Source organism: Actinosynnema sp. NPDC049800 (assembly GCF_040656635.1).
GTDB lineage: Bacteria > Actinomycetota > Actinomycetes > Mycobacteriales > Pseudonocardiaceae > Actinosynnema.
The window spans coordinates 131,744-152,961 of the sequence record NZ_JBFAMT010000018.1 but is presented as its reverse complement, the minus strand read 5'-3'; the positions used below and the strand labels follow the sequence as shown (position 1 = coordinate 152,961).

The following is a 21,218-nucleotide window of genomic DNA, read 5'->3' as shown; positions in this document are numbered from 1 at the left end:
CACCTGAGCAACGATTCGGGCCGCCCCCCCCCCCGGCGGCGGGGGGTGGGGCCCACCCCCGCCCCACCCACGCGGCGTCCTGCCAGCACACCACCGAGAGGAACTGCATGAGCAACCACGTGATCCAGTACACCGCCGACAGCGTGGAGAAGGCGGACGAGAACCAGGAGCTCGTCGAGCGGATCTACACCGAGCTCGGCGCCCAGGATCCGGGTGGCATCCGGTACGCGACCTTCCGGCTCGAGGACGGCGTGACCTTCGTGCACATCGTCGTCCACGAGACCGACGACAACCCGCTGGACGGCGTCTCCGCGTTCGCCGACTTCATGAAGGACTTCGGCGACCGCGTCAGCAGCCCGCCGAAGTTCAGCGAGGCGAAGATCGTCGGCTCCTACCGGTTCGGGTAGCAGGAGCCGAGCGCGGACGTCGGCCCGCCTCCACCCGCGCCGGACGAGGTGGGCCGACGTTCCGCACCACCGCCCGGACCACTCGGGCGTCCTCGCAAGGCCGTTCTCACCCTGGGCAGGTGCACCCGTGGCGAGCAAGCGCAAGTACGAGGAGAGCTGTCCGGCCGCCCACGCGCTCGACCTCGTCGGTGAGCGGTGGGCGCTGCTGGTGGTCCGCGAGTTGTTGTTCGGCCCCAAGAGGTTCACCGACCTGCGCGCCGGGATGCCGGGCGCGAGCCCGGACGTGCTGTCCCAACGCCTGCGGCAGTTGGAGCGCGCCGGCGTCGTTCGGCGGCGCAGGCTGCTGCGGTCCGCGTCGACGCGGGTGTACGACCTGACGCCCTGGGGCCGCGAGCTGGAACCGGTGATCGTCGGCTTCGGCCGGTGGGGCGGGCGCTCGCCCGGGCTCGACCGGCGTGCCGCCATCGGCGCCGACGCCGTGATGCTGGCGTTCAAGAGCCTGTTCGAGCCGCGGCTGGCCGCCGGGTTCGCCGTCGACGTGTCCGTCCGGGTCGGCGGCGACGAGTTCCGGGTCTCCGTGTCGGACGGCGCCATCGACGTGGACCGGCGCGACGGCGCGGGCGCGGACGCCGTGGTCGTGACCGATCCCGGTTCGCTGCACGAGGTCGTGTGGGGCGCGCGGCGGCTCGAAGACGCGGAAGCGGCCGGCGAGGTCGCCGTGCGGGGCGACCGCGACGGGTTCGTGCGGCTGCTGGCGGTGCTGAACCCGCCCGAACCGGCCGTGCTGGAAGGCGGCAAGGGAGGCCCCGTCCCGTCCGCGTAGGGGTTGTCGAAGAACTCCCGGGCGTCGCCTGACGGGCAAGTCGGGCGCCTCCCCGGGCGCGAAGTGGCCGCCGCGACCGGATTCGGACCGGCGCACGACGTCGTGCTCGACGGGTGTGATCCCGATCTCAGGCCGCCTCGGCGCTGTCACCCCTCAGCCGTCGCCCTCGTCGGAATGGGCACCGGCTATTCGACACGGAGGGGAATATGGCACAACCGGGCAAGAGGGGGCTCCGGACCGCGTTCGTCGCGATCGCGTTGACCGCAACGACGCTCGGCTTCGGGGTCGTCACGGCAGGCTCGGCCGCGGCCTCGGGCAGCTACACCGGACGGGCGTTCATCTACGGCGCCGCCGGCTACCTCGACGGGGACTGGGCCGACGAGGGCGTCAACAACGTGAGCACGCACCGCCACTCCAACGCCACCTGCCTGTGGCAGACCATCCTGAGGGCGGACGGCTACCTGGCCGCGAGCGACGTCGACGGGATCTTCGGCGACCGGACCCACGCCGCCACCGTGCGGTGGCAGCAGGCCCACGGGCTGTACGGCGACGGTTCGGTCGGCAGGGACACGTGGGCCCGGGCCGGCCGGAAGGTGACCGACCAAGGCCCCGACGGGGACTACCGGTGGGGCGGTTACTTCGGGATCGAGCGCAGCTTCCCCGTCATGCGCAACCGTGATGGCGGCAAGTACGGGTTCTACGACCCCGACGGCGTGTTCCGCTGGGCGTCGTACGACACGCGGACCTGCGGCTAGGGTTCGGAGCTGATCGTCCTGGATGTGGCACGACGACCAAGCGCGCCACATCCAGGACACCTCGCGGTCGCGACGGGCCCGCGCGCGGCCGCCGGTGCGGCCCGGCTCGCCGCCGCGACGGACTAACCCCCGAAGTCCCGGATCTCCTCTTCCGTGCGACGGGCGGCGGTCTCCATGAACCGCAGCAGCGTGGCGAGTTCCGCGTCGTCGAACGCCTCGACGTCACGGCGGTGCCGCTCGTTGAGGCCGTCGTACATCCGGCCGACCCGCTCCACCGCGTCGGGATCCGGTTCGATGAGCACCTTCCGCCGGTCGTGCTCGTCCGGCACGCGGCGCGCGAAACCCGCGCGCACCAGGCGATCGATCATCCGCGAGGCCGAGCCGCTGGTGAGGTTGACGCGCCGGGCCAGCTCGCCCGCGGTGGCGGGGCCCTCGTTGGCGAGCACGTACAGCGCCTGGAGGTCGGCCCAGGGCACGCCGAGGCGTTCGGCGATCATCCCGTTGAGCTGGATGACCGGGATCTGCCACCGGGCGACGGCCCGCAGGACTTCCGACCGCGCGTCGTCAGGCGCCTTGCTCATCCCGTTCGCTCCACCCGGCCAGCATACTGCGCCACGCAGTCGATGCATGACACAGCTTCTGCGTTGCAGAGTATCTGCGTCATGCAGCTATATTGGGCGTACTGTCGCGACCAGGGAAGGCGCCCATGACCGACGCACCCACCGTCACCTGCCCGTTCTCCACCCGAGCCCGCGCCATCGACGCTCCCGACCCGCACCGGGCGGAGATGCGGGCGGCCGGACCCCTCGTCCGGGCGGAAGCGCCGGCCGGCGGACCGGTCTGGATCGTCACGGACCCCGACCTGGCCCGCGCAGTCCTGACCGACACCCGCTTCGCCAAGGACACCGCCCTCGCGCCGCCGCACTGGGATCATCGGGTGGCCGGCCTCGAACCCACCGCCGCCGAGCAGCTGTCGGTGACCACGCTGGACGGCGAGGCGCACGGTCGGCTGCGGCGCGCGTTCGCACCGCTGTTCGGCGCGGCCAGGGTGCGGGCGGCCTACCCGCGGCTGCGGGCCATCGCCGAACGGCTGCTCGCCGGCCTCGGACCCGGCGAGGTCGACCTCCTCGAGGACTTCACCACCAGGTACCCGCTGGCCGTCCTGTGCGACCTGCTCGGCATCCCGGACGAGCACGTGGACGGCGCGATGCGCGCGTGCCGGCTGATGCACACCGACTACCCGGACCACGTGGGGCAGGCCATGGCCGCCTTCGCCGACCTCGCGACCGCCGCGCTCGACGGCGGCGGACCGGCCACCGAGCTCGCGGACCGGATGCCGCCGGGCAGCACGCGGCGGGACCTGCACTACCAGGTCTTCACCCTGCTGTTCGCCGGTCAGCTCACCACCGACCTGACGATCGGCTTCCTCGTGGCACGCCTGCTCGGCGATCCCGCGGCCCCGGCCGACGACGAGCTCGTCCGCGACACCCTCCGCCACCACCCGCCGGCGCCGTTCACCCTGTGGCGCTTCACGTCGACCGAACTGGACCTCGCCGGGACCCGCCTGCCGGCGCGCTCCCCCGTCCTCGTCGACATCAAGGGCGTCAACGAGAGCGGCGACGGCGCCGACCTCACCTTCGGCGCGGGCCCGCACTACTGCATCGGCGCCCAGCTGGCGCGGCTCGAACTCCGCGCCGTCGCCGAGACCTTCCGCACCCACTACCCCGCCGCTCGGCTCACCACCCCGTTCGACGACCTCCGCCACAGCGGGCCCGGCGGCATCATGGGCAGCCGCCTCCACTCGCTCCCCGTCGTGCTGCGATAGCAACCAAGACCGGTCGCGGAAATGCTCATTGCCACGAACGCGCTCCCGTGATCGGCAATTTCCAAGCGCACCCGAACAACCACTCCATCGTGTGATACGCCGACCCACTGACCTGCACGTTCAGCGTGATCGGAGCTGGTTGCCGAGCACCTGTCCTTGACATTGCGCGGCACGGGCGGTCAATCTCGATGCGGCGGCGACCCGGGGAGTCGTCGCCGATCACCTTTCGACGTGATGACGGGGGAATCATGTCGTCGAGCGAGAACACCCTGCGCGCGAAGCAGGGCGGTACGGGGAACCTGGTCGAACGGCTCGAAGGGCTCGCGCGCGACCACGGCTGGCTGGACCGGCCCGCCTACCACGTGGACGACGAGACCTACCGGTTCGCCGACGTCTACGAGGGGGCGGGCCGTGCGGCCGCCGCGTACACCGCGAGAGGGCTCGGCGCCGGCAGCCGGATCGCGCTCGTCCTGCCGGACGGCATCGACGCGGTGTGGGCGTTCCTGGGCGCGTTGCGGATCGGCGCGGTCGCGGTGCCGGTGAACTCGACCATGCACCCGGACGAGCTGCGCCGGGCGATCGGGATCGCGGTGCCGGACGCGGTCGTGTGCGAGGAGGACCCGGGCGGTCCGCCCGCCGACCTGATCCCGCCGGAGGAGCTGCGGGCGGAGGGCCTCACGCCCCACCCGCCCTGTGCGCCGGCCACACCGGACACCCCGGCGTACGCGGTGTTCACCTCGGGCACGACGGGCGACCCGAAGCTGTGCTTCCACACCCACGGCGACCCCGGCGTGTACGAGCGGGCCATCGGGTCGGTCGTCGGCATCACGCCGGACGACGTCACGTTCTCGGTGTCGCGGATGTACTTCGCCTACGGCCTGGGCAACTCCGTGTTCCTCCCGCTGCACCGCGGCGGCACCACGGTGCTGTCGCCGGCACGGGCGACCGAGGACGACGCGTTGCAGATCATCAAAGACCGCGGCGTGACGGTGTTCTACGGCCAGCCGAGCTTCTACGCCCGGCTGTCGCGCCACCCCGATCACGCGCTGCTGTCCGGCCTCCGGCTGGCGCTGGTCGCGGGCGAGGTGCTGCCGGCGCCGTTGGAGGTGCGGCTGAGGCAGGTGCTCGGTGAACGGCTGCTGAACATCTTCGGCACGACGGAGATCGGGCACGCTTTGGTGGCCAACGCGATCGGCCACAGCCGTGACCACACGATCGGGCGGATCCTGCCGCCGTACCGGATGCGGATCGTGGACGAGGCGGGCGTCGAGGCTCCGCCGGGCGTGCCGGGTGCGCTGGAGGTGGCGGGTCCGTCGATCGCGCTGGGCGTGGCACGGGGCAGCGATCCGCCGGCGCGGGCCGGGGACTCCTGGTACGCCACCGGCGACGCGGCCACCGCGGACGAGGACGGGTACGTGCGGCTGCACGGCCGGTTGGACGACGTGGAGATCGTCGGCGGCCAGAACGTGCACCCGGCGGAGACCGAGGACCACCTGATGCGCCACCCCGCCGTGCGGGAGGCCGCGGTGTGCTCGGCACGGCGCGAGAGCGGTGTCACGTCGCTGCGCGCGTTCGTGGTGCTGGACGACGGCGCGTCGCCGGAGGAGGTGCGCGCCGAGCTGCTCGCCGGCGCGCGGGCGACGCTCACCTGGTACAAGGTTCCGGAGGACGTGGTCTTCGTGGCCGAGCTGCCCCGCACGTCGACGGGCAAGCTGCGGCGACGGGTGATCCGCGCGATGGCGGGGGGTTGATCCGTGGAGCGCAGCGGTGTCAACGGGAAGGCCGCCGCGGCGGTCGTGGTCACGATGGTGCTGTGGGCGTCGGCGTTCGTCGGCATCCGGTACGCGGGCGAGCACTTCGAGCCGGGGTCGCTGGCGCTCGGCCGGTTGCTGGTCGGCGCGATCGCGCTCGGTGCGATCGCCGCGCTGCGCGGTGTCGGCGTGCCGCCGAGAGCGGCGTGGCCGGGGATCATCGGGTCCGGGGTGTTCTGGTTCGCGCTGTACATGGTCGCGCTGAACTGGGGTGAGCGGCACGCGGACGCGGGCACGGCCGCCCTGATCGTCGGCGTCGGCCCGATCCTGGTGGCGTTCCTGGCCGGGTGGCTGCTCCGCGAGGGCTTCCCGGTGCGGTTGCTGGTCGGGCTCGCGATCGCGTTCGCGGGCGTCGCGGCGGTCGGGCTCGTCGACTCCGGCGGCGGCTCGACGACCCGGGGCGCGCTGCTCTGCCTGGTCGCGGCGGCCGGGTACGCGGTCGGCGTGGTGGCGCAGAAACCTGCCCTTCGGCACGCGTCCGCGTTGCAGGCCACCACGTTCGGCTGCGTGGTCGGCGCGATCGTGTGCCTGCCGTTCGGCGGGCAGCTCGTCCGCGACCTCGGCGACGCGCCGGCGAGCGCCACGCTCTCGGTGGTGTACCTGGGCCTGCTGCCGACCGCGCTGGCGTTCTACACGTGGGCGTACGCGCTCTCCCACATGACCACCGGCAAGCTCGGCGCCACGACGTACCTCGTGCCGGCGATCGTGGTGGTGCTGTCGTGGGCGCTGCTCGACGAGGTGCCCGGTCTCGTGGCGTTGGCGGGCGGCGCGCTCTGCCTGGTCGGCGTCGCGGTGTCGCGCGGCAAACCCGCGCCCGCTGTCACGGCGGCGAGGTGACCGGCGGGGTCGGGCGAGGACGCGGCACGCCCTCGTCCGACCCCGGGCGTGCGGTCAGGCGGGCTGGTCCTTCTCCGTCGGGAGCCAGACCTGGAGGTTCGTCGGGTCGAACGGGATCGAGACGTGCTCGTTCGTGATCGACCACCTGCCGTTCGACCGTCGCAGGCAGACGGTCTCCCGCACCCAGATCGACCGCTGGAAGCCGCCTTTGCGCTCACCGGAGTCCAGGTGGAGCATGTTGGCGAACGCGACGTCGCCGCTCGTCACGATGGTGCGGTCGTGCGTTTCCAGGGTGATGGGCCCTTCGTAGCCGTCGAACCACCGCAGGAAGTTGCGCCGCACCTCCTCGGTCCCGGTGAACCGCAGGGGCGGCACGACGTCGTAGTAGACGATCCCAGGGGAATAGCAGGACATCAGCCGGTCGATGTCCTTCGCCTGCTGGGCGGCGGCGCGGCCCTCCAGGAACGCCACCACTTCGGACTCGTTCGAGCTCATCGCTTCTCCGTTCGAGGTTTTCGGACTTCTCGTCACGCGGCGCGGCCGGCCTTCAGCGCGGTCGCGACGTCGACGACGCGGCGAGCCTGGTAGCGCGCCGCCGCCAAGGTCACCTCGCCGGGCGCACCGGTGCCGGCGACGTGCGAGGTGCCATAGGGGTTCCCGGACTGGAACTGGATCGGGTCGGTGTACCCAGGCGGCACGATGATCCCGCCCCAGTGGTGGAAGGTCGTGCTCAACGCCAGGATCGTGGACTCCTGCCCGCCGTGCGGGCTGTTGGAGGACGTGAAGGCCGAGTACACCTTGTCCGCGAGCTTGCCGTGGAACCACAGCGGGCCGGTCGTCTCGATGAACGCCCGGAGCTGCCCGGCCGGGTTGCCGAAGCGGGTCGGCGCGCCGAACAGCACCGCGTCGGCCCACTCCAGGTCGTCGTGGGCGGCCTCGGCGACGTCGGCGGTGCTCCGGACGTGCGCGGCCCACTCCGGCCTGGAGTCGACGGCCGCCGCCGGCGCCGTCTCGGCGACCTTGCGCAGCCGCACCTGCGCGCCGGCCTTCTCCGCGCCCTCGGCGGCGGCTTGCGCCAAGGCGTGCACGTTCCCGGTGGCGCTGTAGTAGATGATCGCGACGTTCACGGCGGGCGGCTCAGGGCTCAAGGTCGGCCACCCCTCGGCCGGTCGACACGTCGAACGGCACGGAGACCTGGTCGTGCGCGATCAACCACCGGCCGTCGACCTTCCGGAAGCCGAACGTGGCCCGGACCCACATGCCGCTCGTCGGCACGCCGTCCCGCGTCGTGCCGCTGAGCCGGCCGAAGCCGTGCCCGAACGCCACGTCGTCGCCCGCGGTGACGCTCAGGTCCCGCACCTCGTAGTCCACCTCCCGGAAGAACGCGAACACGTTCGCCCAGTTCTTCGACTTCGCCGCTATTCCCACGTGCCGCAACGGCGGCTCGACGTCGAAGGACACGACGTCCGGCGCGTAGATCCGCTCCAGGCCTTCGAGATCCTTGGCCCTGAGCGCTTCGACGATCCGGTCGACCTGCCGCCGGATCCCGGCTTCCTCCGCCTCGCGGTGCACAGGCATCGCCATCCACCCCTTTCGTGACTTGCCGGGTACGACGACGCAGCCGGGTGGAATGTGAGGCGGCACGGCGGTCGTCCCGGACGGGCGGCACGGCGACCTGACGTTTCGGTGTGCTATCCCGTCGGACAGGGTGAGGGAAGAGCCGACCCGGGGGAGCCAGCGGAACATGACCGACCACTCAGGACCCGAGCACGACCGGTCCGACGCGGGGTTGAGCGCGATCGTCGGCGAGCGGCGTCAGCTGATCAACCTCGCCTACCGCCTCCTCGGCTCGCTGGCCGAGGCCGAGGACGCCGTCCAGGAGACCTACGCCCGCTGGTACGCCCTGCCGCGGGAGCAGCGGGACGCCATCGAGTCGCCGGGCGCCTGGCTCACCACGGTCGCCGGCCGCGTCTGCCTCGACCTGCTCGGCTCGGCGCGGGTCAGGCGTGAGCGCTACGTGGGCGAGTGGCTGCCCGAGCCGCTGCCCGACCGGACCGAGTGGGCCGGCGGGCGAGCGGGCGCCGCCACCACCGACCCGGCCGACCGGATCACCCTGGACGAGTCGGTCGGCATGGCCTTCCTCGTCGTGCTCGACTCGATGACGCCCGCCGAGCGCGTCGCGTTCGTCCTGCACGACGTCTTCCGCTACCCCTTCGGCGAGGTGGCCGAGATCGTCGGCCGCACGCCGGCCGCCTGTCGCCAGCTGGCCTCGTCGGCCCGCCGCCGCATCCGCGCCGCGCAGGCGCCCACGACCCCGACCGCCCGGCAGGCCCGGATCGTCAGGGACTTCAAGCAGGCCTTCGAGAGCTGGGACATCGACGCCCTCGTCGACCTGCTCGCCGACGACGCCACGGTGATCAGCGACGGCGGCGGCCTGGTCCGCACGTCGCTGCGCCCGGTGGAGGGCGCCGAGCGGATCGCCGAAGCGCTGCGCCACCTCGCGGACCGGCTGCGCGGCCAGACGATGCTGGAGCGCACGGTCAACGGCCAGCCCGGCCTGATCGCCCAGCAGGACGGCGTCACGGTGTCGGTGTACGCGTTCGAGATCGAGGGCGACCGGATCAAGCGCATCTGGGCGGTGCGCAACCCGGAGAAGCTCCGCCCGTGGACGGCCGGCTGACCGTCAGCGCCGGTCCCGGGGCTCTCCGCCGGTCCAGTCCCAGTCGGTGATCGTGGTGCGCATCAGCCGCGCGGCGGCGGACAGGCGGCTGTCCGCGCCCCAGTACAGGGTGACCGTGCGGCGGCAGTCGGCGCTGTCCACGGCCACCCAGGCGCCGGGGACGCGGGTGGCGCCGCGCAGCGCGAACGCCGGGACGAGGCCGACGCCGAGCCCCGCGCCGATCAGCTCCGCGATGGCGCCGGGCTCGTCGCTCTCGCAGACGATCTTCGGGGTGAGGCCGCGCGCGGCGAAGAGCCGGTCGAGCAGCCGGCGGATCCAGTGCCCCTCGCGCGCGGTGACGAAGGGCAGGTCGGCGAGTTCCTCGACGCGCACCGAAGCGCGGCTCGCCAGCGGGTGGCCCGGCGGGGTGCCCACGCCGACCGCTTCGTCGAACAGCCGTGCCGACGCCAGGCCCTCGGCGTGGATCGGCTGCGAGGCCACGCACAGGTCGACGTCCTGCGCCCGCAGGCGGCGGGCCATGTCGTCGGCCGGCGACCAGTGGAGTGCGACCTCGGCGGACGGGTGGGCCCGCTTGTAGGCGGCCAGCGGCCCGGTGAGGGTGAGGAAGGTCTCCGACGCCAGTCGCACGGCGCCCTGCCCCTCGTCGGCGGCTTCGGCGACGGCGCGTCGTCCCGCGTCGAGCTCGCCGAGCGCGCGTTCGACGTGATCGCGGAAGAGCTTGCCCGTGTCGTTCAGCCGGAGCCGGCCGCCGCGGTCGAACAGCGGCGCGCCCAGCTCATGCTCCAGGCGGGCGACGGTGCGGCTCAGCGACGGTTGGGCGACGCGCAGCTCGTCGGCGGCCCGGCTGAGGTGCTCCAGCCGGGCCACCACCAGGAACTGCCGGAGCGAGTTCAGCTCCACCATGCCTCCGCGTGCATAACGCCATAGCAATATCGATCTTAGACACGATAACTCACAGGTCATAGCTTGAGAGGCGTTCGCACCCGAGATCACCAGTGAGGAGGGATCCCCCATGGCCATCGGGCCGGGATCCGTTGCCGCGCCTCGGACCGCGCCGACCGGATGGGTCTACCGGGCCGTCGTCAGCGCGCACGTGGTGGCGATCGTCGCCCAGCCGGTGTTCGCCGGCGTGTACCTGACCGGGGACTTCGACAGCCTGCGCCGGCACGCCGTCGGCGCGGACGTGACGTCCTCCATCGGCTACGTCCAGGTGATCGTGGCGATCGTGGTCTGGGCCCGGTTGCGGCGGGCCGGGCCGTTCCTGGCCACGGTGGCGGTGGTGGCGGCCGAGACGGCGCAGTACTTCGCGGGCCTGGAAAGCGCGCTGTGGCTGCACGTCCCGCTGGGGGTGATGACCGTCGCGGCGCTCGTCGTGCAGTTCATCGACGTCTGGCGCCGCCCCTTCCCGCGACGGGAGGCCCGCGATGCGTGACGGCCTGACCAGGCGGCGGGTGCTGGGCATCGGCGGCGCGCTCGGGCTGGTGGCGGCCACGGGACTGTCGGCGTCGGCCGTGCTGGCCCGCCGACCGGCGACGACCGGCGCCGAGCTGCGCAGCGCGGTGCCGCTGCCGCCGCCGTTCCAGGCGCCGCTGCCGATCCCCGGCGTGCTGGCGCCGGTCGCCGCCGACCGCTACGAGATCACCCAGCGCGAGGCGAGCGCCGAGATCCTGCCCGGTGTCCGGACGCCGTTGTGGACCTACGAGGGCACCTTCCCCGGGCCGACGATCGAGTCGCGGCGCGGCCGGCCGGTCACCGTGACGCATCGCAACGAGCTGCCCGTGCCGACCGTCGTGCACCTGCACGGCGGGCGGACGCCGGCGGACTCCGACGGCTACCCGACCGACCTGGTCCTGCCCGACCGGCACGACGCCGCCGGGCACGGCGGGCACGGCATGCGCGACCCGCGGGCCGTGGTGTCGAGGCTGACGCGGGACTACGCGTTCCCGCTGGACCAGCGGCCGACGCTGCTGTGGTACCACGACCACCGGATGGACTTCACCGCTCCGGCGATCTGGCGCGGCCTGGCCGGGCTGCACGTCGTGCGCGACGACGCCGAGGACGGCCTCGGCCTGCCCGCCGGGCCGCGCGAGCTGCCGCTGATGATCACCGACCGGGCGTTCGCGGCCGACGGCAGCCTGGCCTACCCCTCCCTCGACCCCGACATGCACGAGCAACCGGGCGTGCAGGAGCCGTACTTCGCCGGTGTCCTCGGTGACGTCATCCTGGTCAACGGCGCGCCCTGGCCCGTGCACGAGGTCGACGCGGCCCGCTACCGGCTGCGGGTCCTGAACGCCTCCAACGCCCGGCACTACGAGCTCGAAGCGGTCACCGACGACGGGCGCGCGCTCGACCTCGTCCAGGTCGGCGCCGACCAGGGACTGCTCGCCGCGCCCGTCACCCACCGGCTGCTGCCCACCGCGCCCGCCGAGCGCCACGACGTGATCGTCGACTTCGCCGGCGTCCCGGTGGGCGGCCGGGTCAGGCTGCTCAACCGGCTCGGCTCGGGCCGCACCCGCGACGTGATGGCCTTCCGCGTCGCCCGCCGCGCCAAGGACGACAGCCGCGTCCCGCGCACGCTGTCCACCGATCTGCCGACGTGGAGCCGCGCGGACGCCGTGGCGGTGCGCGACTTCTCCTTCCGCACCGGGCGGATGCACGGCGGTCGCGGGTGGTTGATCGGCGGGCTGCCGTTCGACCCGGCCCGCACCGACGTCACCACCCGGCTCGGCGACGTCGAGGTGTGGCGGCTGGTCGCCGACGTGCACCACCCCGTGCACCTGCACCTGGTCGGCTTCCAGGTGCTCACGCGCGGCGGCGGGCCGCCGTTGCCGCACGACGCCGGCCTCAAGGACACCGTCTCCCTGCGGCCCGGCGAAGCCGTGGAGATCATCACCCGCTTCGACGGCTACCGGGGCCGCTACCTCTTCCACTGCCACAACGCCGAGCACGAGGACATGGGGATGATGGCCAACCTGGAGATCATCTAGCGCGTCGTTGCCGAATGGGTGCCGTTGTTCTGCGCCGGTCGGCGGACATGCCCGTACTCCGCAGCTAACCGGTCATACCGGGCACTATCGCCGGCACACCCGAGCGGGGACCCATTGCCGCACGTCAACCGCCTGCGGTTCCCGAGATGCGGAAAGCCGCGACCACTACACAATGTTTCGTTGAAGTTTCGGTGAGTGACGTATAGTGTGATGACTGGTCTGGGAGCGCTCCCATTTTCCGCCGCCGCCGCTCAACCATCCGAAGAGTGGAGGTTCCTCCATGCGAATGCGCAGCACCTCGGTGTCCGTCACCCGACGGCAGGGCATCATCGCGCTGATCCTCGGCGTGATGGCCACCATGCTCGTCTGGTCGCCGACGGCCTCGGCCCACGGCACCATCGTCGGTCCCGCCACCCGCCAGTACCAGTGCTGGCAGACGTGGGGCAGTCAGCACACGAACCCGGCCATGCAGCAGCAGGACCCCATGTGTTACCAGGCGTTCCAGGCGAACGCCGACACCATGTGGAACTGGATGAGCGCGCTGCGGGACGGGCTCGGCGGGAACTTCCAGGGACGGACCCCGAACGGGCAGCTCTGCAGCAACGCCCTGTCCCGCAACAACTCCCTGAACACCCCCGGTCAGTGGAAGCAGACCAGCGTCGGCAGCAGCTTCACCATGCACCTGTACGACCAGGCCAGCCACGGCGCCGACTACTTCCGCGTGTACATCAGCAAGCAGGGGTTCAACCCGGCCACCCAGACCCTGGGCTGGGACAACCTCGACTTCATCACGCAGACCGGCAGGTACGCGCCCGCCAAGGACATCAGGTTCAACATCTCGACCAACGGCTCGTACCGAGGGCACCACATCGTCTTCACCATCTGGCAGGCCTCGCACCTCGACCAGGCCTACATGTGGTGCAGTGACGTGAACTTCGGCTAGGAATCCGGCGAACGACCGGAACTCGGAAGTACCCGGCCCGGCGCGGCGACACTCGCGCCGGGCCGTTCTTCCGCTCGGGCCGGTCGGCGGTCAGAAGTTGAAGTGCCGGATCGCCGCGCCTCCCGACGCGGCCGTCTCCTCGAAGAACGTGACCAGGTCCCGGTAGTTGTGCCGCAGGTAGTCGAGGTCGTCGTCGTCCCAGAGGTGCCTCATGGGGTAGACGTCCTTCTCGCTCAGCTTCCGCGGGTCGTAGTAGCCCTCCAACACCTCGAACGGCACCGCGCCCAAGGCCTTGGCGGCCGCCGCGACCATGTCGTCGTGCCAGCCGAAGAGGGTGCACTCCTCGTCGATGGCGTCGCCGTCCTCGTACACGTCGACGCTCACCCCGGCCTCGTCCAGCAGGAACTGGATGCCCGCCCAGGACTTCTCGAGGAAGCAGTCCGGCCGGCCCTCGTCGTCCACGTGCTCCCACGCCAGCTCCGGGTCCTCGAACGCCCGGTCCAGTTCCTCCGGGGTGACCCGGGTGAACGACAGCGTCATGCCCATGAATCCACCACTCCCACATCGGCCGCTTCGATCGACGGCCAGTTTTCCACGGCCGGACCCGCCGCCACCGGGCGTTCGTCGATCTTGGTCGCCGATCGGCGAACGCCCGTCCACCACCGCGTCGTCAGCGCCGCAGTTCGCGCATGGCCGACAGTTCGGCCGGTGGTGGTCCCGGGTGGACGACGCCCAGCCGGTGGGTGGCCCTGGTCATGGCGACGTAGAGGTCGTGGTGGCCGAGCGGCGCCGCGTCGAGGATCGCGGTCGGGTCGACGATCAGGACCGAGTCGAACTCCAGTCCCTTGGCCTGGCCGGGACCGAGCAGCACCACCTCGTCGGTCAGGTCCGCCGGCGTCTTGAGGGACAACGCGGTCGCCAGGGCGTCGAAGTGGGTCGGTGGGGCGATGACCGCGAGTCGGCCGCCGGTCCACGCCCGGGCCAGGTCGGCGACGACCTCGGGCAGGTCGGCGGGAGTCGTGCCGACGCGCCACGGGGTTTCGCCGGTCGACCGGACCGACCGGGGCGGTCGCAGTCCGGGGTGGTGGGTGGCGAGCAGGTCCGCGGTGGCGGCCATGACCTCCGCCGGGGTGCGGTAGTTGACGGTGAGCTCGGCGAGCCGCCAGCGGTCGTCCACGTGCGGTCGCAGCACGTCCGCCCACGAGGAGGCGCCGGCCGGGTCCCCGGTCTGGGCGAGGTCGCCGACGATGGTCATCGACCTGGTGGGGCACCGGCGCATCAGCATCCGCCAGGCCATCTCGGACAGCTCCTGCGCCTCGTCGACGACCACGTGCCCGAAGGTCGTCCGGCCGTCGCCGTCGCGGCCGATCAGGGCCTCCGCCTCGTCCAGCAGCGGGACGTCCGCGGCGCTCCAGTCCCCCGCGGGCTTGGCGAGCAGGTCCGCCACCACGCGCTCCGGGGTGAGCGGCGGCCACACGTCGTCGAGCGCGACCCGGACGCCGCGGTCGGCGAGCAGCGAGTCCCGCAGCGCGGCCCGGTCGGCCTCGTCCAGCACGTCCCGTCCCCCGCCGGGATCGTCCTGGTCGATCACCACGCCCGCGGCCGCCAGCGCGCGCAGGTCCGCTTCGCCGAGCCGCCCGTCGGCGCTGCCGCCGTCGATCGCCTCGCCGGTGTCGGTGAGCACGACGGCCTCCAGCTCCTCGACCAGCCGCCGCGCGAGCACGTCCACGACCTCCCGGTGGAAGACCAGCCTGGCCCGGTTGTGCGGGAGCCCGGTGCGGGCGGCGTTCCGCACGGCACGGCGGCAGGTCTCCGGTTCGAGCCGCAGCACGTGCCGCTCGAACCCGACGTCCACCGGTTCGTCGGGAACCCGGACCCGCGCGCGGACCGCGGCCGCCAGCCGGTCCGCCATGCCCGCCCGGCCCTTGAGCTCGGCGGCGCCGGGCGGGTCCACCCGGCTGACCTCGACGTCCGCGCGCAGGTCGGCGATGGTCGCGGTCACCACGCCGTGCTCGCCCAGGCCGGGCAGGACCTGGCCGATGTAGTCGAGGAAGATCCGGCTCGGGCCCACGACCAGCACACCGCGGGTGCGCAGGTGCCGGTGCCGGTACAGCAGGTAGGCGACGCGGTGCAACGCGACCGCCGTCTTGCCCGTGCCCGGACCGCCCTGCACGACCAGCGCACCCCGGTACTCGTCCCGGACGATCCGGTCCTGCTCCGCTTGCAGGGTCGCGACGACGTCGCGCATCCGGCCGGTCCGGTCCGCGGTCACCGCCGCCACCATCGCCGCCTCCCCGACCAGGCCGCCATCGGCGTCCGCGACGTCCGGGTCGAGCAGTTCGTCGTCCAGCGCGACGACCACCCGGCCACGCGTGCTGATCCGCCGACGACGCCGGAGGCCTTGTGGAGCGGCCGCGGTCGCGGTGTAGAACGCCTGGGCCGCGGGCGCGCGCCAGTCCACCAACAACGGCTCGTCGTCCTCGTCCCGGAACAGCCCGAGCCGGCCCACGTAGACGCGGCGGCCGTCGCGCAGGTCCATCCGCCCGAAGCACAGCCCCTGTTCCACGGCGTCCAGCCGGCTCGTTTCCGCTTCCCAGACGGCGACCGCGTCCCGGTCCGCACCGGCGCGCCGGGCCGCCGCCAAGTGCGCCGCCGCCTCGTCCCGCAGGGCGTCCACCCGTGCGTACAGGCCCGCCACGTAATCCTGCTCGCTCTCGACCTCACTGCCGCTCACGTCCCGCGCCCCCACGAATCGACGATCAGTGGCGTCGAGGATGCGCGGCGAATCCGCCGAGGAACAGTCTTGTTCTTCCCGGCGGCCTCAGCCGCGCCGGTCGGGCGGCACGCCGGTCCAGCGGAGCGTCCACATCGGACAGTGCCGCCGACGTGCGGTCAGCGCCCGCCGCCCTGACGGGGGTCGCGCCGCCCGGGCAGCGGTGGCCGCCGGAGTCGGCGGGTCGCGGTCAGGTCGGGCGGCGTGGCGTGCAGCAGCCGGCCCAGCCGGGGGTGGTCGCCGGACCTCAGGACCAGCGCGGTCAGTCGGGGCGTGCCGAGCCGGAGGACCGACCACGCCACGGCCGCGCCGAGCAGCAGGCCGACCACCACGTCGCGCGGATAGTGCACGCCCACGAACACGCGGGAGAACACCATCAGCAGGGCCATGGCCGCCACCCACGGCAGGAGCGCGCGCCACGCGAGGGCCAGGCCGACGGCCGCCGCCGACGCGATCGTGGCGTGGTTGCTGGGGAACGACCAGTCACCCACCTCGGGGCACCGCGCGATGATCGCGTCCACCGGCAGCGCGCGGCACGGGCGGTCCGCGTCCACCAAGGTCTTCAGCAGCTCGCTCACGACGTACGCGACGACGGTCGACGCGGGCGCGAGCAGGGCCGCGGCGGTGGCCTCGGAGTCGTTGCGACCGCGCGCCCGCCACCACGTGAGCACGAACAGCGCGCCGAACAGCAGCAGGCCGACGTCGGTGTACCAGGAGAAGATCCCCCGCACCCACGCCGGCGCCGCACCCGCCACCTCGACGATCCCGTCGTACAGGTCGCTCCCGGACCGGGTCGTCCCACCCCACCGCACTTCGTCACGTCCCCTCCACCGACCCGCGTCCACGGGTCGACTCCGCTCGATGCGAAGTTAGGAGCGAGACAGGGGCGGGCGCCGCGCACTTCCGGCACGGACCTGACCCCACCTTCGACACCGACCACACTTGACCTTCGTCAAGTCGCGCCGGTCAGGGGCACGGAACCACCCACGGGGAGACTCCTCAGTGCGGGCCAACCGTCCCACCACCCCTACCTGACGCGCCGCGTCCTGCACCTCTTCGAGCACGGGGTGCTCACCCGCGCGTGGAGCGTCCTCACGGACGCCGGTGCCGCGAGCGCGGTCTTCGAGGTCAACGCCTCGCCGGGATCTCGGCCGGCCGGAGCGTGCCGGCGGCACGCGGGCACGTCAGGGCTTCCGGCCGACCCCGCCGTAGATCACCATGTTCATGCCCGGGGTCTCGGACATGTCGCCGGGACCGCCGGGCCGCCACGCCGCGCAGCCGACCAGGCCGGGCTCGACCAGCTCGAAGTCGCCGAACAGCGCCAGCACCTGGTCGTGCGAGCGCTCGTTGAGCTGGTCGGCGCTGCGGCTGCCCTTGATCAGGTCCGTCACGTCCGACAGGCCCTCGTCCTGGTTGTCGGCGGTGACGTGGGTGATCGCCAGGTGGCTGCCGGGCGCCAGCGCCTCGCGGTAGGTCGCCATCAGCCGCCACGGGTCGGCCTCGTCGGGGACCCAGTGCAGCATCATCAGCACCAGCAGGCCGATCGGCCGGTCGAAGTCGAGCAGCCGCCGGGTCTCCGGGTGGCCGAGGATCGACCGGGGGTCGCGCATGTCGGCGTGCACGACGGCCGCGCGGTCGTTCTCCGCCAGCATCAGCTCGCTGTGCGCCACCGCGATCGGGTCCTTGTCGACGTACACCACGCGGCACTCGGGGTCCTCGGCCTGGGCGACCTCGTGCACGTTGGCCACGGTCGGGATGCCGGAGCCGATGTCGAGGAACTGGGTGATGCCCCGCTCGACCATGTGCCGCACGGCCCGACCGAGGAACGCCCGGTTCACCCTGGCCGCGGACCGGGCGTCGGGCATGATGCGCTCGACCTGCACCGCGAGGTCGCGGTCCACCGCGAAGTTGTGCGCGCCGCCCAGCAGGTAATCGTACGTGCGGGCCATGCTCGGCACCGAAATGTCGACGCTCTGGGGAATCCACTCCGGTTGCACCACTGCGAACACCCTTTCGGAAAGAGGGCATCATCCTAACCAGCCGGTCGATAGCGTCATTGCGACACCCGAGTGCGCGCAGTCACCCGATCGGGCACTGTCGACCTCACCCGAACGGCTTCTATGGTGGGCCGTCCCGACAACAGAGGCGAGGAGCGGATATGTCCGTCCCGGTGGCCCCGGGTCGCCTTCCCGTGCTCGGCCACACCGTGTCGATGTTGCGCCGCCGACACCTGTTCACCGCATTATTGCGGAATCACGGCGACGTCGTCCGAATTGACCTCGGCACGATGCGGACCTACTTTGTGACGAATCCTCGATTAATCCACGAGCTTCTCGTCGCCAAGGGGACGTCGGTCAGGAAGGGTGCCTTGTTCGACAGGTTCCAGCCGATCTTCGGCAACGGTCTGGCCACCTCGAACGGCGAGTTCCACCAGCGCCAGCGCCGGATGGTGCGGCCCGCGTTCCACCGCAACCGGATCGCCCACTACACCGGGACCATGGCGCGCGCCGCGGCCGACTGGACGGCCGACTGGCACCCCGGCCAGGTGCGCGTGGTCGAAGAGGACGCGCAGGCGCTGGCCGTCACCATCGTGGGCGAGGCGCTGTTCTCCACCGAACTGGGCAAGCGCGCGGTCGACGAGGTGCGGCGGTCGCTGTTCACCGTGCTCAAGCAGGGCATGATCCGCGCGCTGTCGCCGTCGTTCGTCGAGAAGCTCCCCCTGCCGGGCAACCGCGCGTTCGACCAGGCCATCGCGCGCATGCGGGCGATCGTGCTGGAGGTCGTGCGCGGGTGGCGGGCGGACGGCGTCGACCGGGGCGACCTGCTGTCGGTGCTGCTGACCGCCCGCGACCCGGACACCGGCGCGGGCATGTCCGACGAGCAGGTCCACGACGAGGTCATGACCCTGCTCGTCGGCGGCGTCGAGACCACCGCGCTGGCGCTGGCCTGGACGTTCCACGAACTCGCCCGGCACCCGGAGGTCGAGCGCCGCGTCCACGCCGAGGTCGACGAGGTGCTCGGCGGGCGCGCACCCACGTTCGCCGACGTCGGCCGCCTGGTCTACCTCCGGCAGGTCGTGAACGAGGTGCTGCGGGCGTACCCGGTGTGGTTCCTGATGCGGCGCACCCTCGCGCCCGTGCGGCTGGGCGACGTGGCGCTGCCCGCCGGCGCCGAGGTGATCTTCAGCCCGCACGCCCTGCACCACGACCCGGCGTCGTTCTCCGACCCCCACCGCTTCGACCCCGACCGGTGGTCCCCCGAACGCGCCGCGCTGATCCCGAAGGGCGCGTACGTCCCGTTCGGCGCGGGCACGCGCCAGTGCGTCGGGAACCTGTTCGCCCAGACCGAGATCGCCATCGCCGTCGCCACCGTGGCGGCCCGGTGGCGGCTGGTACCCGTGCCGGGCAAGCCCGTGCGGGTCAAGTTCACCTCCGCCGCCTACCCCAGCGGGATGCTGATGACGGCGGTTCCCCGGAACTGAGTTGGAGGATGTCGTCCGTGGGTTCGTTGCGCTTGCGCCGGATCGTCGCCGTCGCGCTGCTCACCGCCGGGTTCTGCCTCGCACCCGGCACGGCGGGCGCGGAGCAGACCGCGTGCGAGGACGTGAGGGTGCCGGTGCGGGTCGCCCTGGCGGTGCACTCGGTGTACGGCCGGCTGTGCGTGCCGCCGGGCGCGACGACGCTCCAGGTGCTGGTCCCCGGTGGCACGTACAACAGCGCCTACTGGGACATCGGCCACGTCCCGGAGACCCGGTCCTACCGGCAGGCCATGAACCGGGCCGGCATCGCGACCGTCGCCGTCGACCGGCTCGGCAGCGGGCGCAGCTCCAAGCCGTTGAGCGTCCTGCTCGACCTCTCCACCCAGGCCAGGGCGGTGCACGCGGTGGTCGGGTCGCTGCGGCCGCGGTTCGACCGGGTCGTGCTGGTCGGCCACTCGATCGGCTCGGCGGTGGCCACGATCGAGGCGGACACGTACCGCGACGTGGACGGCGTGGTGATCACCGGGCTCACGCACCGGATCAACCTGCCGGGCGCCGTGCCGGTGTTCACCACCCTGGTCCCGGCCGCGCTCGACCCGCGCACGCGGGCGCACGGCCTCGACCTCGGTTACCTGACCACGATCGCCGGTTCCCGGCACTCGTCGTTCCACGCGCCCGGCGTGGCGGAGCGGGGCGCGCTCGACTTCGACGAAGCCACCAAGGACGTCGTCACGCCGGCGGAGACCGTGGGCACCGTGCTGATCAGCCAGCTCGTCCCGGTGTCACGGCGGATCACCGTGCCGGTCATGGTCGTCATGGGCGGCGGCGACGGGAACTTCTGCGGCCCGCCGCTCGGCGCGGACTGCTCGTCCAGCGAGGCGCTGCGCACGTCGGAGGGACCGTTCTACGCGCCCGAGGCCCGGTTGAGCGCCTACGTCGTCCCCGGCTACGGGCATTCGCTCAACTTCTCGCCGAACGCGCCCGGCTACCACCGCGCGGTCGCCGAGTGGACCAACGGGATCGGTTGACCGGGCGCCTTCCCGACCACCGTCCCGGACCGCTGATCAGACGGAGAACTCCACCCCGGCCGCCCTCAGCTCCAACCGGAGTGCCGCCAGCGTGATCTCGCAGTCCGAGCCGCCCTCGACCGGAACGTGGCTCAGGTCGTGGAACAGGGCCGCGTCGTCGGGGTGGTGATCGAGACGGGTCGCCTCGATCCGGGAAACGCCGGTGAACGCCAACTCGAACGCACGCCCGCTCATCGGGTGGGAAAAGCGCAGGCGGACCGTGCCGTCAGTGGTGATCACGACCTCCACGACGTCGGCTTCGTTGTGGAGGTCGACCACGCCCAGAGCCGTTCCCTCGCATTCGACGATCCCGGCGTCCAACGCCCACGGCCGCATGCCGCGGAACACCGCACCCGACAACTCGACACCTCCCAAGATCCGGTCGCGCTCGTCTCAGAGCATCAGGCGGTCCTGCCACACCGCCAGGCCGCCGCCCGGAGTGGACACGACCAGCAGTGTGGCGGGGCCGGACAGCATCCACGGCTCGTACTCCCGCGAGCTGTCGACCGCGAGCCCGCTGCCGTCGGCGAACGACGCCGTCAGGCGCCCGTCGTCGAAGGCGAGGGCCTCCGTGACCGACGTGCGGGTGCAGGCGAGCACCGGGCCCAACCCGGTCGGGTCGGTCTCCGGTCGCAGCACGACCTCGACGCCCTCGGCCGACACGAAGGCGAAGTCCTCCTCGATCCGCAGGTCGTAGGTCCCGTCCGGGGAGTCGAAGAGGAAGGTCACCGCGTGGTCGACGCGGCACTGGGCGACGGACAGCCCGGCCAGGGGCAGGCGCCAGGCGTCCTCGCCTGCCCGGACCAGACCCGCGGTCACCGGAGCCACGACG

General features: G+C 72.5%; 23 protein-coding genes. 12 read left to right on the top strand and 11 right to left on the bottom strand.

From position 1 onward, the window contains the following. Window positions 1–107 precede the first annotated feature (107 nt). From AB0I91_RS22360 to AB0I91_RS22350, 3 genes are all read left to right on the top strand, one after another. Window positions 108–407 carry a hypothetical protein gene (locus AB0I91_RS22360; RefSeq protein WP_498786804.1) on the top strand — a complete coding sequence of 100 codons (300 nt, stop codon included), beginning with the start codon at window positions 108–110 and terminating at the stop codon, window positions 405–407. Between the two features lie 127 nt (window positions 408–534). After that, window positions 535–1,230, top strand: coding sequence for a winged helix-turn-helix transcriptional regulator (locus tag AB0I91_RS22355; RefSeq protein ID WP_499609631.1), 696 nt, complete (start codon window positions 535–537; stop codon window positions 1,228–1,230). A 206-nt stretch (window positions 1,231–1,436) separates the two neighbouring features. Then, the gene (locus AB0I91_RS22350) at window positions 1,437–1,985 is read left to right on the top strand and encodes a peptidoglycan-binding domain-containing protein (RefSeq protein WP_498786802.1); all 549 of its coding nucleotides are present in this window, start codon (window positions 1,437–1,439) and stop codon (window positions 1,983–1,985) included. Between the two features lie 122 nt (window positions 1,986–2,107). Here AB0I91_RS22350 and AB0I91_RS22345 read toward each other — a convergent pair whose 3' ends face one another. Beyond that, the gene (locus tag AB0I91_RS22345) at window positions 2,108–2,566 is read right to left on the bottom strand and encodes a MarR family winged helix-turn-helix transcriptional regulator (RefSeq protein ID WP_498786801.1); all 459 of its coding nucleotides are present in this window, start codon (window positions 2,564–2,566) and stop codon (window positions 2,108–2,110) included. Between the two features lie 125 nt (window positions 2,567–2,691). On the opposite strand from AB0I91_RS22345, the gene AB0I91_RS22340 reads away from it, so the two are divergent. From AB0I91_RS22340 to AB0I91_RS22330, 3 genes are all read left to right on the top strand, one after another. Then, entirely contained in the window at window positions 2,692–3,810 is a 1,119-nt protein-coding gene (locus AB0I91_RS22340; protein WP_499638534.1) for a cytochrome P450, read from the top strand. Between the two features lie 248 nt (window positions 3,811–4,058). Continuing rightward, complete coding sequence (locus AB0I91_RS22335; RefSeq protein WP_499638532.1) at window positions 4,059–5,561, top strand: class I adenylate-forming enzyme family protein; 1,503 nt, start codon at window positions 4,059–4,061, stop codon at window positions 5,559–5,561. 3 nt (window positions 5,562–5,564) lie between these two features. Beyond that, a complete protein-coding gene (locus AB0I91_RS22330; protein WP_498786798.1) occupies window positions 5,565–6,458 on the top strand; it encodes a DMT family transporter in 894 nt (297 codons plus the stop codon). 54 nt (window positions 6,459–6,512) lie between these two features. Here the strand turns inward: AB0I91_RS22330 and AB0I91_RS22325 are convergent, their stop codons facing one another. Genes AB0I91_RS22325 through AB0I91_RS22315 form a run of 3 tightly spaced genes read right to left on the bottom strand, consistent with a single transcriptional unit; the run spans window position 6,513 to window position 8,036 of the window. Then, entirely contained in the window at window positions 6,513–6,953 is a 441-nt protein-coding gene (locus tag AB0I91_RS22325) for a YybH family protein (RefSeq protein ID WP_498786797.1), read from the bottom strand. A gap of 32 nt (window positions 6,954–6,985) precedes the next feature. Then, window positions 6,986–7,606: an NAD(P)H:quinone oxidoreductase gene (gene wrbA, locus AB0I91_RS22320; RefSeq protein ID WP_498786796.1), complete on the bottom strand. Its 621-nt coding sequence runs from the start codon at window positions 7,604–7,606 to the stop codon at window positions 6,986–6,988. Further along, the gene (locus AB0I91_RS22315) at window positions 7,596–8,036 is read right to left on the bottom strand and encodes a YybH family protein (RefSeq protein ID WP_499609617.1); all 441 of its coding nucleotides are present in this window, start codon (window positions 8,034–8,036) and stop codon (window positions 7,596–7,598) included. Before AB0I91_RS22315 ends, wrbA begins: the two co-directional genes overlap by 11 nt. 166 nt (window positions 8,037–8,202) lie before the next feature. Here AB0I91_RS22315 and sigJ point away from each other — a divergent pair, with 166 nt between their 5' ends. Then, a complete protein-coding gene (gene sigJ / locus AB0I91_RS22310; protein ID WP_499638530.1) occupies window positions 8,203–9,138 on the top strand; it encodes an RNA polymerase sigma factor SigJ in 936 nt (311 codons plus the stop codon). 3 nt (window positions 9,139–9,141) lie between these two features. Here sigJ and AB0I91_RS22305 read toward each other — a convergent pair whose 3' ends face one another. Continuing rightward, window positions 9,142–10,041: a LysR substrate-binding domain-containing protein gene (locus AB0I91_RS22305; RefSeq protein ID WP_499609612.1), complete on the bottom strand. Its 900-nt coding sequence runs from the start codon at window positions 10,039–10,041 to the stop codon at window positions 9,142–9,144. A gap of 109 nt (window positions 10,042–10,150) precedes the next feature. Between AB0I91_RS22305 and AB0I91_RS22300 the strand changes: the two genes are divergently transcribed. From AB0I91_RS22300 to AB0I91_RS22290, 3 genes are all read left to right on the top strand, one after another. Then, complete coding sequence (locus AB0I91_RS22300; RefSeq protein WP_499638528.1) at window positions 10,151–10,570, top strand: hypothetical protein; 420 nt, start codon at window positions 10,151–10,153, stop codon at window positions 10,568–10,570. Further along, window positions 10,563–12,125 carry a multicopper oxidase family protein gene (locus tag AB0I91_RS22295; RefSeq protein WP_499638526.1) on the top strand — a complete coding sequence of 521 codons (1,563 nt, stop codon included), beginning with the start codon at window positions 10,563–10,565 and terminating at the stop codon, window positions 12,123–12,125. The genes AB0I91_RS22300 and AB0I91_RS22295 overlap by 8 nt, the downstream gene beginning before the upstream one ends. A gap of 280 nt (window positions 12,126–12,405) precedes the next feature. Continuing rightward, a complete protein-coding gene (locus tag AB0I91_RS22290) occupies window positions 12,406–13,068 on the top strand; it encodes a lytic polysaccharide monooxygenase auxiliary activity family 9 protein (RefSeq protein WP_498782549.1) in 663 nt (220 codons plus the stop codon). A gap of 90 nt (window positions 13,069–13,158) precedes the next feature. Here the strand turns inward: AB0I91_RS22290 and AB0I91_RS22285 are convergent, their stop codons facing one another. The 4 genes from AB0I91_RS22285 to AB0I91_RS22270 all read right to left on the bottom strand — a co-directional run bounded on the left by AB0I91_RS22285 (window position 13,159) and on the right by AB0I91_RS22270 (window position 17,823). Then, window positions 13,159–13,614 carry a DUF1877 family protein gene (locus AB0I91_RS22285; RefSeq protein ID WP_499638524.1) on the bottom strand — a complete coding sequence of 152 codons (456 nt, stop codon included), beginning with the start codon at window positions 13,612–13,614 and terminating at the stop codon, window positions 13,159–13,161. Window positions 13,615–13,738: 124 nt separating this feature from the next. After that, the gene (locus tag AB0I91_RS22280) at window positions 13,739–15,802 is read right to left on the bottom strand and encodes a HelD family protein (protein ID WP_499638522.1); all 2,064 of its coding nucleotides are present in this window, start codon (window positions 15,800–15,802) and stop codon (window positions 13,739–13,741) included. A 158-nt stretch (window positions 15,803–15,960) separates the two neighbouring features. Continuing rightward, window positions 15,961–16,686, bottom strand: coding sequence for a phosphatase PAP2 family protein (locus AB0I91_RS22275; RefSeq protein WP_499609605.1), 726 nt, complete (start codon window positions 16,684–16,686; stop codon window positions 15,961–15,963). 339 nt (window positions 16,687–17,025) lie between these two features. Further along, window positions 17,026–17,823 carry an SAM-dependent methyltransferase gene (locus AB0I91_RS22270; RefSeq protein WP_499638538.1) on the bottom strand — a complete coding sequence of 266 codons (798 nt, stop codon included), beginning with the start codon at window positions 17,821–17,823 and terminating at the stop codon, window positions 17,026–17,028. Between the two features lie 176 nt (window positions 17,824–17,999). Here AB0I91_RS22270 and AB0I91_RS22265 point away from each other — a divergent pair, with 176 nt between their 5' ends. After that, window positions 18,000–19,322: a cytochrome P450 gene (locus AB0I91_RS22265; RefSeq protein WP_499638520.1), complete on the top strand. Its 1,323-nt coding sequence runs from the start codon at window positions 18,000–18,002 to the stop codon at window positions 19,320–19,322. A 17-nt stretch (window positions 19,323–19,339) separates the two neighbouring features. After that, complete coding sequence (locus AB0I91_RS22260) at window positions 19,340–20,347, top strand: alpha/beta hydrolase (RefSeq protein WP_499609600.1); 1,008 nt, start codon at window positions 19,340–19,342, stop codon at window positions 20,345–20,347. A gap of 36 nt (window positions 20,348–20,383) precedes the next feature. Here AB0I91_RS22260 and AB0I91_RS22255 read toward each other — a convergent pair whose 3' ends face one another. Continuing rightward, entirely contained in the window at window positions 20,384–20,746 is a 363-nt protein-coding gene (locus tag AB0I91_RS22255; RefSeq protein WP_499638518.1) for a hypothetical protein, read from the bottom strand. A gap of 33 nt (window positions 20,747–20,779) precedes the next feature. Further along, window positions 20,780–21,205: a DUF6188 family protein gene (locus tag AB0I91_RS22250; protein WP_499609598.1), complete on the bottom strand. Its 426-nt coding sequence runs from the start codon at window positions 21,203–21,205 to the stop codon at window positions 20,780–20,782. Between the last annotated feature and the right edge of the window lie 13 nt (window positions 21,206–21,218).

What these genes read in the sequence shown, in the direction of transcription:
- AB0I91_RS22360 (WP_498786804.1), top strand. Translation starts at nt 108, where the DNA reads ATGAGCAACCACGTGATCCAGTACACCGCCGACAGCGTGGAGAAGGCG.
- AB0I91_RS22350 (WP_498786802.1), top strand. Translation starts at nt 1,437, where the DNA reads ATGGCACAACCGGGCAAGAGGGGGCTCCGGACCGCGTTCGTCGCGATC.
- AB0I91_RS22345 (WP_498786801.1), bottom strand. Translation starts at nt 2,566, where the DNA reads ATGAGCAAGGCGCCTGACGACGCGCGGTCGGAAGTCCTGCGGGCCGTC.
- AB0I91_RS22340 (WP_499638534.1), top strand. Translation starts at nt 2,692, where the DNA reads ATGACCGACGCACCCACCGTCACCTGCCCGTTCTCCACCCGAGCCCGC.
- AB0I91_RS22335 (WP_499638532.1), top strand. Translation starts at nt 4,059, where the DNA reads ATGTCGTCGAGCGAGAACACCCTGCGCGCGAAGCAGGGCGGTACGGGG.
- AB0I91_RS22325 (WP_498786797.1), bottom strand. Translation starts at nt 6,953, where the DNA reads ATGAGCTCGAACGAGTCCGAAGTGGTGGCGTTCCTGGAGGGCCGCGCC.
- AB0I91_RS22315 (WP_499609617.1), bottom strand. Translation starts at nt 8,036, where the DNA reads ATGCCTGTGCACCGCGAGGCGGAGGAAGCCGGGATCCGGCGGCAGGTC.
- sigJ (WP_499638530.1), top strand. Translation starts at nt 8,203, where the DNA reads ATGACCGACCACTCAGGACCCGAGCACGACCGGTCCGACGCGGGGTTG.
- AB0I91_RS22305 (WP_499609612.1), bottom strand. Translation starts at nt 10,041, where the DNA reads ATGGTGGAGCTGAACTCGCTCCGGCAGTTCCTGGTGGTGGCCCGGCTG.
- AB0I91_RS22300 (WP_499638528.1), top strand. Translation starts at nt 10,151, where the DNA reads ATGGCCATCGGGCCGGGATCCGTTGCCGCGCCTCGGACCGCGCCGACC.
- AB0I91_RS22295 (WP_499638526.1), top strand. Translation starts at nt 10,563, where the DNA reads ATGCGTGACGGCCTGACCAGGCGGCGGGTGCTGGGCATCGGCGGCGCG.
- AB0I91_RS22290 (WP_498782549.1), top strand. Translation starts at nt 12,406, where the DNA reads ATGCGAATGCGCAGCACCTCGGTGTCCGTCACCCGACGGCAGGGCATC.
- AB0I91_RS22285 (WP_499638524.1), bottom strand. Translation starts at nt 13,614, where the DNA reads ATGGGCATGACGCTGTCGTTCACCCGGGTCACCCCGGAGGAACTGGAC.
- AB0I91_RS22265 (WP_499638520.1), top strand. Translation starts at nt 18,000, where the DNA reads ATGTCCGTCCCGGTGGCCCCGGGTCGCCTTCCCGTGCTCGGCCACACC.